7 protein-coding genes and 1 pseudogene are annotated in these 12,573 nt (G+C 59.5%); 1 reads left to right on the forward strand and 7 read right to left on the reverse strand.

Features of this window, described 5'->3' with window-relative positions; translation table 11 throughout:
- The first annotated feature begins 378 nt into the window (after nt 1–378).
- Nucleotides 379–2,322, forward strand: a complete 1,944-nt coding sequence (locus tag PMI11_RS31225) for a M23 family metallopeptidase (protein WP_037072544.1) — start codon at nt 379–381, stop codon at nt 2,320–2,322.
- A 68-nt stretch (nt 2,323–2,390) separates the two neighbouring features.
- Here the strand turns inward: PMI11_RS31225 and clpB are convergent, their stop codons facing one another.
- The 7 genes and pseudogenes from clpB to ptsP form a co-directional block, all read right to left on the reverse strand.
- On the reverse strand, nt 2,391–4,994 hold the full coding sequence (clpB, locus tag PMI11_RS31230; protein WP_007825482.1) for an ATP-dependent chaperone ClpB: 2,604 nt from the start codon (nt 4,992–4,994) through the stop codon (nt 2,391–2,393).
- Between the two features lie 270 nt (nt 4,995–5,264).
- Nucleotides 5,265–5,468: a hypothetical protein gene (locus tag PMI11_RS31235; RefSeq protein ID WP_157179715.1), complete on the reverse strand. Its 204-nt coding sequence runs from the start codon at nt 5,466–5,468 to the stop codon at nt 5,265–5,267.
- Between the two features lie 181 nt (nt 5,469–5,649).
- Nucleotides 5,650–7,053, reverse strand: coding sequence for a DUF1254 domain-containing protein (locus PMI11_RS31240; protein ID WP_007825486.1), 1,404 nt, complete (start codon nt 7,051–7,053; stop codon nt 5,650–5,652).
- A 191-nt stretch (nt 7,054–7,244) separates the two neighbouring features.
- Nucleotides 7,245–7,949, reverse strand: coding sequence for a DUF4167 domain-containing protein (locus tag PMI11_RS31245; RefSeq protein ID WP_007825489.1), 705 nt, complete (start codon nt 7,947–7,949; stop codon nt 7,245–7,247).
- A gap of 348 nt (nt 7,950–8,297) precedes the next feature.
- Nucleotides 8,298–9,164, reverse strand: a pseudogene (gene prmC, locus PMI11_RS31250) (peptide chain release factor N(5)-glutamine methyltransferase); the annotation flags it as partial.
- Nucleotides 9,161–10,240 (reverse strand): peptide chain release factor 1, encoded by a 1,080-nt coding sequence (prfA, locus tag PMI11_RS31255; protein ID WP_007825491.1) that lies wholly within the window; start codon nt 10,238–10,240, stop codon nt 9,161–9,163. The gene prfA and the pseudogene prmC, both read right to left, overlap by 4 nt.
- A 28-nt stretch (nt 10,241–10,268) precedes the next feature.
- Nucleotides 10,269–12,536, reverse strand: a complete 2,268-nt coding sequence (gene ptsP, locus PMI11_RS31260; protein ID WP_007825493.1) for a phosphoenolpyruvate--protein phosphotransferase — start codon at nt 12,534–12,536, stop codon at nt 10,269–10,271.
- Between the last annotated feature and the right edge of the window lie 37 nt (nt 12,537–12,573).

The raw sequence follows: 12,573 nt of genomic DNA on the forward strand, positions 1-12,573 counted from the left end.
CCACACATCGAAACAGTCAACAGGCCTTTTTCAAAAAAATCGTTTTTCTTCCATCCAATTGTTTCGACAAGAGATTTTATATCGGTCGCTAAAGTCCGCTCGTTTCCCGGATTCCGATCGCACCGGAAAAGCCTGGAAAACATGACTGTTTGTCGGTTTTGCTGTGGAAGATACGATTTTGATCGTCTTCGCCCCGACATCATCACATTCTGCTGGTCAGAGGAAACACGCATGATTCACGCAGGCATGCGCACGTAGAGTGCCTATTCCGGTGTGATTTGACTTCAGTGCCCAAAATATGCACATCTTTCGCCCCAGCCAGGATGGCCCTCGGATGCCTATAAAGACATCGAATGTAAGGATGCGAACTCCACTGCCATGATGACGGAGAAAATGATGATCCGCTCGCTGGGCAGCGAGCCTCCGCTTCTGGCAGACGGGCGACGAGCGCCCGACCGGCGCGAGGTTTCGCTTCGCTGGCTTTCGGGCACGTTCCTCACAGGCATTACTTCATCGATCCTCATGGGTGTTGCGCTTTTTGCTGCCCTTGACGGCCGGCAGCAGCTGGCAATCCCGGCCGAGGCCTATGCAAGCGCATCGGCCGACGCGCATCAGGATACGTCTGTTACCCGCGGCGGTCGTCTGATAGCCCCCGTCATCGCCGCCAAGCCATCCGACCGTGCCGTCATGGAAGTCTCGACCGTCGTCCATGACGGCGAGAAAGAAGTCGTGCGCCGCCAGCCCTTCTCCCATGTGAAGATGATGTTGGCTGCCAACCACGTCGCGACTGAGGATTATCCGGACTTCGATCCACTGGCGATCTTCTCGGCCGACGAGCCCCAGCCGGCACCGCAAAGCCGCACCGGCGCAATTTACGGCTCCGATGTCGAATCCGAAGTGGCGTTAAAGACCATTCCCTTCCCAACCGGCAAATCCGACCTCAACATGGCCCCTGGCCTGTCGCTCGACGAGGTCGAGGAAAACGTCCGCTCCAACGGCTCCGTTCTGACGGACGGAAATGCCCAGCTTGCCGCCCTCTACTATGTGGACCCGCGCCGTTTCTCCGCCGAGGACAACGATGTCGACCTGACCGCCGGCCTTGCCGCGCGCGTGCTCGAACAGAACATGACGGTCTCGGCACCGGAATCCATCACACCGCAGACCGAAGAATTCGCCGACGACATCCTGCCGGTGCGCCAGGATACGACAATCGCCAAGGCGCTCGCCGATTCCGGCTATCCACAGCCGCAGGCAGACGGCATGTCCGGTTATATCGCTCCCCTGTTCGGCACCGATACGCTTTCGAAGGGCGACGTCCTGCGCATCGGTATCATTCAGAAGGGCGAGCAGGCGAAGATCATCCGCGCCAGCATCTATCGCGGTACACGGCATCTGATTACCGTCGCCCTCGACGACAAGGGTCGTTTCGTGGCTGGCAGCGAACCGCCGATGCTGGATGCCGTCACCACCGCCTTTGAGGATAATTCCTTCGCGCCGCCCGCCGGCCAGAATTTGCCGCGCGTCTATGACGGCATTTACCGCGCAGCTCTTTCCTATGGCATGACCAAGGACATGACGGCGCTGATCATCAAGCTGCTCGCAGCCAATGTCGACTTCCAGGCGCAGTTGAAGCCGACGGACTATCTTGAAGCCTTCTTCTCCGTCACCGATAGCAACGGCCAGGCGACCGAGGATTCCGATCTTCTCTACGTCAACGCCCGCTTTGGCGATACGTTGACGCGCTTCTATCGCTTCCAGGACCCGGAGGACGGCACGATCGATTACTTCGATCAGGACGGTAAGAGCATCCGCCAGTTCCTGTTGCGCAATCCTGTCCCGAACGGCATCTTCAAGTCCGGCTTCGGCATGCGCCGCCACCCGATCCTCGGCTTCGCGCGCATGCATACTGGTGTCGACTGGGCGGCGCCCCGCGGCACGGCGATCATTGCGGCCGGCAACGGGACTGTTGAAAAGGCAGGCTGGGATTCCGGTGGCTACGGCAACCAGACCATCGTCCGCCACGCCAATGGCTATGAATCCTCCTATAACCACCAGAGCGCCATCGCCAAAGGCATCGTGCCGGGCGCCAAGGTGCGACAGGGCCAGGTCATCGGTTGGGTAGGAACGACGGGCGAATCCACCGGCCCGCACCTGCACTATGAATTGATCGTCAACGGCACCAAGGTCGACCCGCTGCGCATCCGCCTGCCGGGCGGCAAGTCGCTCCAGGGCGATGCGCTCGCCAAGTTCGAGGACGAGCGCAAGCGCATCGACACGCTGCTGAATAACCAGCCCGCCACGGATCAGGTCGCGAGCAAATAATTCTCCCCGTCTGCAGAAACAAAAATGGCGGCCCGAGGGCCGCCAATTCAATTCTCGTCTGCTTAGCCTTACGCCGCTTCGCTGACCGACTGCTTCGACCGGAACAGCAACCGGTCCGAGCCGCTGGTGATCGTCACCGTCGATCCATCCGGGACCTGACCTGAAAGGATCTGCTCGGCGAGCGGATCCTGGACGAACTTCTGGATCACCCTCTTCAGCGGGCGAGCGCCGTAGACCGGATCGTATCCCTTGTTCGCCAGCCAATTGCGGGCATCCTCGTCGAGATCGAGTGTGATCTTGCGCTCGGACAGCAGCGAGATCAACCGCTTCAGCTGGATATCGACGATCGCACCCATTTCCTCACGCTTCAGGCGGTGGAAGAGGATGATCTCATCGATACGGTTCAGGAATTCCGGCCGGAAATGACCGCGAACGACATCCATCACCTGCTCCCGAACGGTCTCGCTGTCCTCACCCTCACGCAACTGCGTCAGGTATTCAGCACCGAGGTTTGAGGTCATGATGATCATCGTGTTGCGGAAGTCGACCGTCCGGCCCTGACCATCGGTCAGGCGACCATCGTCCAGCACCTGCAGCAGGATGTTGAAGACATCGGGATGCGCCTTCTCGATCTCGTCGAACAAAACGACCTGATAGGGCCGGCGACGGACAGCTTCCGTCAACGCACCACCTTCATCATAGCCGACATAGCCGGGAGGCGCACCGATCAGCCGGGCCACGGAGTGCTTCTCCATGTACTCGGACATATCCATGCGCACCATCGCCGTTTCGTCATCGAAGAGGAAGCGGGCGAGCGCCTTGGTGAGTTCCGTCTTGCCGACGCCGGTCGGGCCGAGGAAAATGAACGAACCGATCGGCCGGTTCGGATCCTGAAGGCCTGCGCGGGCACGGCGCACGGCGCGGGATACGGCCTGAACCGCATCGCCTTGGCCGATCACCGACTTCGCCAGCTCGTCTTCCATCCGCAGCAGCTTGTCGCGTTCGCCCTCCAACATCTTGTCAACAGGAATGCCGGTCCAGCGGGAAACGACATGGGCGATATTGTCAGGGATCACGACCTCCTGCACCATCGCGTTGCGGCTGTTGTCTTCCTTGCTTTCAGCCTCGGTCAGCTGCTTTTCGAGATCGGGGATCACGCCATAGGCGAGCTCGCCGGCGCGCTGGAATTCACCCTTGCGCTGGGCGATTGCCAGTTCGTTGCGGGCATCGTCGAGCTGCTTCTTAAGGTCAGCGGCAAGGCCGAGTTTCTGCTTTTCCGCCTGCCAGCGGGCCGTCAGCGCGTCGGCTTCTTCCTCGAGAGAAACGAGCTCGCCTTCCAGCCGCTTCAGCCGGTCGGCGGAAGCCACGTCGGTTTCCTTCTTAAGCGCCTCGCGCTCTATCTTCAGCTGGATGATGCGGCGGTCGAGCTCGTCGAGTTCTTCCGGCTTGGAATCCACCTGCATGCGTAGGCGGGCAGCCGCCTCGTCCATCAAATCGATCGCCTTGTCCGGCAAGAACCGGTCGGTGATATAACGGTTCGAAAGGGTCGCAGCAGCAACCAGCGCAGCATCGGCGATGCGCACCTTGTGATGCTGCTCATATTTTTCCTTCAAGCCGCGCAGGATCGAGATCGTATCCTCGACCGTCGGTTCCTCGACCATGACAGGCTGGAAACGGCGGGCAAGAGCCGGATCCTTCTCTACATGCTTGCGGTATTCATCGAGCGTGGTAGCACCGACGCAATGCAGCTCACCGCGGGCAAGAGCAGGCTTCAGCAGGTTGGAGGCATCCATTGCCCCATCTGCCTTGCCGGCACCAACAAGCGTGTGCATTTCGTCGATGAAGAGGATGATCTCGCCGTTCTCCGACTGAACCTCGTTCAGCACAGCCTTCAGGCGCTCTTCGAATTCGCCGCGGAACTTCGCACCGGCAATCAAGGCACCCATGTCGAGCGCCATCAGCTTCTTGTCCTTCAGGCTTTCCGGCACGTCGCCATTGACGATGCGCAGCGCAAGGCCTTCGACGATCGCCGTCTTACCGACGCCCGGCTCACCGATCAGGACGGGATTGTTCTTGGTGCGACGCGAGAGAACCTGGATCGTACGGCGGATTTCGTCGTCGCGGCCGATGACCGGGTCGAGTTTACCTTCGCGGGCATCGCTCGTCAGGTCGCGGGCATATTTCTTCAGGCTGTCGAAACCTTGCTCAGCACTCGCCGTATCGGCGGTGCGGCCCTTGCGGATTTCGTTGATGACCTGGTTGAGCGCCTGTGCGGTCACACCGGCATTCTTCAGCGACTGGTAGGTCGAGGCAGAGGTTTCGATCGCCAGTGCCTGCAGCAGACGCTCGACCGTCACGAAGCTGTCGCCGGCTTTCTTCGCGGCCTCTTCGGCAGTGGAGAAGACCTTGGCGAGTGGCTGGGCAAGATAGATGTTGCCGTTGCCGCCGGAAACTTTCGGCAGTTTGGCAAGTGCGGCATCATTGGCAAGCCGCGCGGCCTTTGCATCGCCACCGGCGCGCTCGATCAGCGAAGCGGCCATGCCCTGATCGTCATCGAGCAGGACTTTGAGCACATGTTCTGCGGTGAATTGCTGGTGCCCTTGCGCAAGCGCATAGGTCTGGGCGGACTGAACGAAACCGCGCACTCGCTCGGAGTATTTTTCGATATTCATATGTTACCTCCATGAATCGCCCTGCCCTTCATAAGGCACAGACCGATGATTGAGATTGAGCTCCCTCAAAAGGCAAGCCCCTGTTTGTCGCCATTGGAATTTGCGGCAAACAACCTGAGCAGGATATGGTGGAGAATCCCAATAGTTTAAAGGGGCGGGCAAGGGAAAAACCAGCAGCTCAAAGCGGCCTCCCCTGCAGCCATGTCTTCCTTGTTCCCATCGGTTTCTCCCGAAGGAGCAGCCGATGACGTCTTTAAGCGTTCCGTGCCGTCATCCAATTTGACGTCCCATCAAAAAGCTGAGCAGACCCACCACATATAGAAGAGGCGGCAAGCCGGATGCTCGAAGCGGTAGGGATGCACGCTCCATCACCGTCATGGTCAGCCCGATCGCGACCATGCCAAGGCCACCGGCCTGGACCGCCGCGATCGACAATGTCCATGGGCATGCCCACCAGAGCGTAATATTCTGCATGAACAATTCGCCGGTCGGCCATCGCGCACCCACGCAGTAATGAGCGATGACGCCGAAGCTCGGAAAGACCCGAACAGGAAAAGCCCAATCCCGCATCTCGCGAAATGTAGTCCGCTAATCATCGACCTATCTCCAGGGTAGCTTTGATTGCCGGCTTGTGAGAGCAGATTGCCTCTCAGCCTTACTTGCTCATCGGCGCGACATCCGGCAGCACCCATTTCTTGTCAAAGAAGTCCTTGGTTGGACCATAAGCGCGGAACATCAGCTCAAACTTCCGCTTCGGGTCGGTCGGTACCCAATTGGCCTCCTTACCTTTCGGCGCGCTTGGTCCGAAATAGAGGTCGATGGAGCCGTCCTCGTTCTTGACGAGCTCAGAAATCTGCGATGAGCGGCTCGCGCGCGAAACATTCTTGATCAGCACATGTGTCTGCCGGTCATAGGCCGTCACCGACCAGTACTGCTCGACGGGCACATTTGGCGGAACGTTGAGGCGATAGGTCTTGCCACCGTCAAAATCATTCCCGTCCTTGTCGCGGATCGAGATCGAATAGAATTGGCCTGCGCCCAGCCGCTTGATGCCGATATAGGCATAGCTGTAAGCAACGCCGCGATGATCGACGGGATAGGCATCGGGTTCATCGAAATTGGACTGCGACGCCTTGATGAGATCGGGGTAGGCCGGGAAGGTCCAGCGGCTTTTCTCGGTGAAAAATGGGGGAAGCCCGGCATCATATTTCGCCTCCAAAAGCGCCTGCGCTTCCTTGATGCCTTTGGTCAGGAGGGACTGCACATGCCGGTCCGGCTTGAAGGGCTTGCCCTTTTCGATGCCGATCGATTTCAGCTGATCAATCATCACGCGGTCACGGGTAATCCACGGCTCCTCCTGAATGACGCGGTTCAGATTGTCGAAGAAGCTCTCATCCCATTTGATGGTGGAATCAAAGAGGATGTTTTGGACGTCGGCAAAAATGGTCTCCGGCGGATTGCCGGCAGCGGAGAGAGGGTAGATCTTCAGCTTCTTGCCATAGTCGATCGAAGCCTGCACGTCGGCGTCGCTGTGGCTCTTCAGGTTTGAGCGGAAGAGCATGTAGCCGCCGTAGACCTCCGACTGCAGCGGAAGGAAACCATCCGGAAGCTTGTCTTTATAGGCCGGCGGCAGGATTACGAACTTTCCGCCCTTGCCTTTATCGATTCCGAGCAGGCCGGCGTCCTCAAGCGGCAGTTGCCAGGCATTGACGATGTTGCCGTTGAAAGAGGCGCCGCTCTCTGCGGCCGGCAAATCGAGAACAACGGGACCATCCCTCGTGGTGAAGAAAGCCATGAAATAGAGAGCATCGGGATTGGGCGTCAGCGTCTGGTTCTTCCAATCCAGTGGCCGACCCCAATAGATGACTTGCCCGACCTTGCCCGGCGTCTTGGTCAGCATCTCCTGGCGCATCAGGTCGTAATTGACGACAGGAATTCCCCATACGACAGCCTGCACGGCCTTCCGCTCGATCTCACTGTCGAAAACTTGCTGCGCTGCCTTCTCCGCGCCATGGGCGGAGGCTGCGACCAGCATGCACAAGAAAACAAGATACTTCATGATGGCGTTCCTCCGGTCCCGACAGGTGTCCTGGAGTGAATGCCTCGAAGGCTCAATGCGGAAGTACGTTACTGTAAATTCGCGTGTAAACGCGCCCTCACAAATAGCCGAAGCAACCAAAAGAGCAGGCGCCCCGCAAAAGAAAAGGCCGCCCGGAAAGGCGGCCTTCAAATTCTGCGATCGAAGCAGGCTTATTCGGAAGCAGCTTCAGCCAGAACCGGCGCTTCCGCGGAAGCACCTTCTTCACCGGTCGCTTCACCTTCAGCACCGCGACGCGGACGGCGCGGGCGGCTACCGGCATTGCGACGGCGAGGCTGGCGCTCGCGCTGCGGCGCAGCAGAGCCTTCGTCTTCCATCGCGACTTCGGCGGGAATGCCTTCGATTTCCGGCTGCGGGCCTGTGCCGTCAATCGCTTCCGCCTGCTGCACCGGCGCCGCTACCGGAGCAGCCTGCTGCTGTTCGCGCTGCTGCTTGTGAGGCGGTTGAACGATGACGACGTCGTCATTGTCGCCCGTATCCAGTTCGTCGCCGTCACGGTCCGCGTTGTCACGATCATTATAATCGTTGCGGTCGTCACGCTGGAAGCGTTCCTGCATCTGCGCCTGTGCGGCGGCAATGATGCGGTTATAGTGTTCGGCGTGCTGCAGGTAATTCTCAGCTATGACGCGGTCGCCGGAGCTCTGGGCGTCACGGGCGAGTTGCGCATATTTTTCAGCTATGTGCTGGGCAGTGCCGCGGATTTTCACATCGGGGCCGGAGCTGTCGTAGGTCCGGGTCAGCGGGTTCCCACCCTTACGGTTGAAATTATTATTGTTGTTATTTCCGCCGCCGCCATTGTTATTGTTGTTGTTATTGCCACGCCCTCGACCGCGCTTGTTCTGCTGTCCTGGCCTCATCGATCGTTCACCTGAATTCTCTGTTTGTGATTGGATACATGGCACCAACCGCCAAGACCGGTCCATCCGGATCAGGGCCTTCGTGCCGCAAGCATAGTGCGCCTTCGCGCCGACCTGCCGCTTGTCTTCAAGTCAGTTTGACTGATTCACGCATTGGGTCGTGTTCAACCTTTGAAACTCTCGTTTAAAAGAGCAGACCCCCGAGGCTGAGCAAGTACCGAACGAATCTCGTTCATTCCTATGCGCCCAACGCGTAAGGGCAACCTATATTGCTTCCTCGGGAAATCCAAGCCTTTTCTTCGCAATAGCAATAATGTCCAGTTCGATGCTGCAATTTGTCGCCGGGCATGCCGGCGAGAACACGAGCACTCTGTCATTCTGGCCATAATCTTTCACGGATTTGAGGCACTTGAAGCCCTCCGCTTCGAAGATCGCCGTCACATCGTTTCGCTGATCGTAGCCAATTTCCAGTCCGACGATTCCATCTGGCCGTACGAACCTTCCCGCATCCTTTGCTATGGCTTTGTAGGCGTCAAGCCCATCCGTACCGCCGTCCAGAGCTGCAGCCGGATCAAATTTCGTCACTTCGGGAGCGAGATCGTGAATGACATTGGAAGCAATATAGGGCGGATTTGAGACAATCACATGAAACGTCCCGTGGATGTTCTCGAACCAATTCGATCGAATGGCCGTGAATCGCTCCTGCAATCCGTTTCTTTCTGCGTTTGATCTCGCCGTCTCAAGTGCATCGGTCGAAATGTCGCTGCCGATGCCTGATGCTTCCGGACATTCATTGAGGAGCGCAAGGCAAATCGCTCCAGTCCCGGTTCCTATATCGAGGATATGGATATTGCTTTCCGTCTTTGCAAGATCGTGCAGATAAGGAATGATCGTATCGACGAGGATTTCCGTATCGGGCCGCGGTTCCAGTGTGCCGGCGGACAGCGAAAGCGGCAGGCCGTAGAATTCCCGCTCTCCGAGAATGCGATGCACCGGCTCGTGCTTCAGCCGCCTTTCGATAGCGCGGCCGATACTGCCTGCCTGCTCCTCCGAAACCGGCTCGCGACCCGCCGTCAGCATCTCGGTCGGCGAAAGCTTCAGCAGTCCCGAAATCAGCAACCGCGCATCGGTCTGTGGATCGGCAATGCCGGCTTCCATGAAGCGGCGCCGGGCCTCGGCAAGCATCTCGGAAACCGTCGGCCCGGATGCGGTCATTGCTGTTCACCAAGCTGCGCGAGCTGACTCGCCTGGTAATCGGCAAGCAGCGCATCCACCACTTCGTCGATCTCGCCGATCATCATCCGGTCGAGTTTGTAGAGCGTCAGATTGATGCGGTGGTCGGTCACGCGCCCCTGCGGAAAATTGTAGGTGCGGATGCGCTCCGAGCGATCTCCCGAACCGACCTGGCTTTTGCGATCGGCCGAACGTTCGCTATCGGCCCTCTGCCGTTCGGCATCATAGAGACGCGAGCGCAGTACCTGCATGGCCTTGGCGCGGTTTTGGTGCTGCGATTTTTCCGAACTGGTCACAACGATACCCGTCGGCAGGTGGGTGATACGCACCGCCGAGTCCGTTGTATTGACGTGCTGGCCACCCGCGCCCGAGGAACGCATCGTATCGATGCGGATATCTTCCGGCCGGATCTCGATATCGATATCCTCCGCTTCGGGAAGAACGGCAACCGTCGCAGCCGAGGTGTGAATGCGTCCTCCTGCTTCCGTCTCCGGTACGCGCTGCACACGGTGCACGCCGGATTCGAATTTCAGCTTGGCAAAGACCCCCTTGCCGGTAATCGTCGCGATGATTTCCTTGTAGCCGCCGGCTTCGCCTTCGCTCGACGACAGCACTTCCACCTTCCATCCGTGCGTTGACGCGTAGCGCTCATACATGCGGAAGAGGTCGCCAGCGAAAAGGGCCGCCTCATTGCCGCCGGTGCCGGCGCGGATTTCCAGGATCGCGCTCTTCTCGTCGGCCGCATCCTTCGGCAGCAGCAGGATCTGGATTTCGTTCTCCAGCGCCTCGATCCGCTCTTTTACGTCGGGCAGTTCGAGTTCGGCAAGCTCACGCATGTCGCGGTCGACGGACTTGTCCTCGAGCAGCGCCTCCAGATCGGCAAGTTCTCCGACAGCCTTCTGATAGGCGCGGATCTTGGTGACGACGGGCTGCAGTTCTGAATATTCAGACGCGAGCTTTACATAGACGTCGGCCGAAGGGCCGGCCGACATGCGCGCTTCGATCTCGCCGAAGCGGCGCTCAAGCTCGCGCATCTTTTCAATGGGAAGCTTCGCCACCCCTTACTCCAATTCTTCTTATATATGTCTAAAGGGGAATATTGTGGCTCTCGGCGAAGCGGGCAAGCACCTCGCGCATCGGCACGGTCGCATTCCGGTCGTCCAGCGCCTCATTGACAGCCTTCGTCAGAGCCTCGGCATCGAGACCGAGCAACATCGCCTTGACCGGTCCGATCGAAGCCGGCGACATGGAGATGGAGCGGAACCCGACGCCGAGCAACGCCATGGCCGAAATCGGCTTGCCTGCCAGTTCGCCGCAGAGCGTCACCGGCGTCTTGTTGCGATCCGCACCGCGCACGATATCGCGCAGGAGACGCAGGAACGGCCGTTCCAGCGGATCGAAGCGCTCGGAAACCCGTGCATTGCCGCGGTCAACAGCCATGGCGAACTGGAACAGATCGTTGGAACCGACCGAAACGAAATCGACCGCATCCATCAGCTCATCGAGCTGCCAGAGCAGCGCCGGCACTTCCAGCATCGCGCCAAACTGCAGCTTGCGCGGCAGACCGTGGCCGAACCGCGAAAGATGCTGCACTTCCTTTTGCAGGAGTTCGCGCACCTGTCTGAGTTCGGAAACCTCGGTCACCATCGGCACCATCAGCTTCAGCTCGGTGCCCGCCGCAGCCTTCAGCATGGCGCGCAACTGCGTGCGCAACAATCCCGGCCGATCGAGCGAGAGACGGATTGCCCGCCAACCCAGCGCCGGGTTCTCTTCCTCGTGGCCGCGGAAATAGGGAACAACCTTGTCGCCGCCGATATCGAGCGTACGGAAGGTTACGACACGGCCGCCTGCCTGCTTCAGCACATTGCGGTAGAACATTTCCTGCTCTTCCGCCTTCGGCATGGTCGATGCGATCATGAATTGCAGCTCGGTGCGGAATAGGCCGATACCCTCGGCGCCAGATTCCGCCAGCTGCGGCAGATCGACCAATAGGCCGGCATTCATCAGAAGCTGGATGCGCTGTCCGTCCCGGGTGACCGGCTCGACGGAGCGCAGCGCCCGGAACTGCTCCTGCCGCCTCGCACGGAAGCGGACCTTTTCTTCGTAGGAGCGCTGATGGTCCGGCATCGGCCGGATATGCACATGCCCTTCGTCGCCGTCGATAATGACGGCATCACCATTTTCGGCAAGCGCCACGACACCCGCCGCCTGGCCGATAACCGGAATGCCCATGGCACGCGCGACGATCACCACATGGCTCGTCACCGCGCCTTCTTCCAGCACCAGCCCGCGCACATTGGCGCGCGGATAATCGAGGAGCTCCGCCGCACCCATCGCCCGCGCCAGAATGATTGCGTCAGTCGGAAAACCCTCGGCCGTCGTGCGGCCGGTATAGCCCGTCAGCACACGCAGCAGCCGGTTCGCCAGATCCTCGAAATCATGCATGCGCTCGCGCAGATAGGGATCGGTCAGGCGCATCATACGCGCCTTGGTGTCGCTCTGGACCTTCTCGACCGCTGCTTCCGCCGTCAAGCCGTTGCGGATCGCCTCTTCCAGCTTGCGCACCCAGCCCTGGTCGTGGGCGAACATGCGATAGGTTTCGAGCACCTCGCGGTGCTCACCTTCCATCGACACATCGCGGCGCGACAGCATGTCGTCGATGGAGATCCGGAGCGAACCCATGGCATCAGCCAGCCGCCGGATTTCCTTCTCCGCATCTTCGTTGAGCAGATTGGTGACCACGATGCGCGGCTCGTGGAGCACGACGTAACCAAGGCCGATGCCGTCATTATAGGTATCGCCATCGACCGTGACCGAACGGGTAAGATCGAGTTCCAGGCCCGGCTTGGTGATCTTCTTGAGTTCGCCGGTCGCGATCATCTCGGCGAGAACCATCGCCGTCGTCTCGAGCGCTTCCAGCTCCTCATCGCGATAATTGCGGCTCGCCTTGTTCTGCACGACGAGAACGCCGAGCGAGCGTCCCGTACGCAGGATCGGCACGCCGAGGAAGGAATGGTAGATCTCTTCGCCCGTTTCCGGCAGGTAGCGAAAGGCCGGATGCGACTGCGCGTCGGAAAGATTGAGCGGCTGGGCCGATGCGGCGATCGTGCCGACGAGGCCCTGTCCCATCTTCAGCTGCGAGAGGTGGACGGCTTCCTTATTGAGACCTTCGGTAGCATAAAGCTCGAGAACGCCATCGGCGCGCAGCACGTAAACGGAGCAAACCTCCGCCACCATGTTGCTGGCGATCTGGCGCACGATCCGGTCGAGTCGCTCCTGCGGCTCCAGCGGTTCCGCCATCAATTCGCGCAGCCGCTTGAGCAGCACGCGCGGACCGCCGGAAAGGTCTCTCATTGCGTCTCAAGCTCCCCGAAACAAACGCTTAATGCGG

It is taken from the genome of Rhizobium sp. CF142 (assembly GCF_000281145.1).
Taxonomy (GTDB): Bacteria; Pseudomonadota; Alphaproteobacteria; order Rhizobiales; family Rhizobiaceae; genus Rhizobium.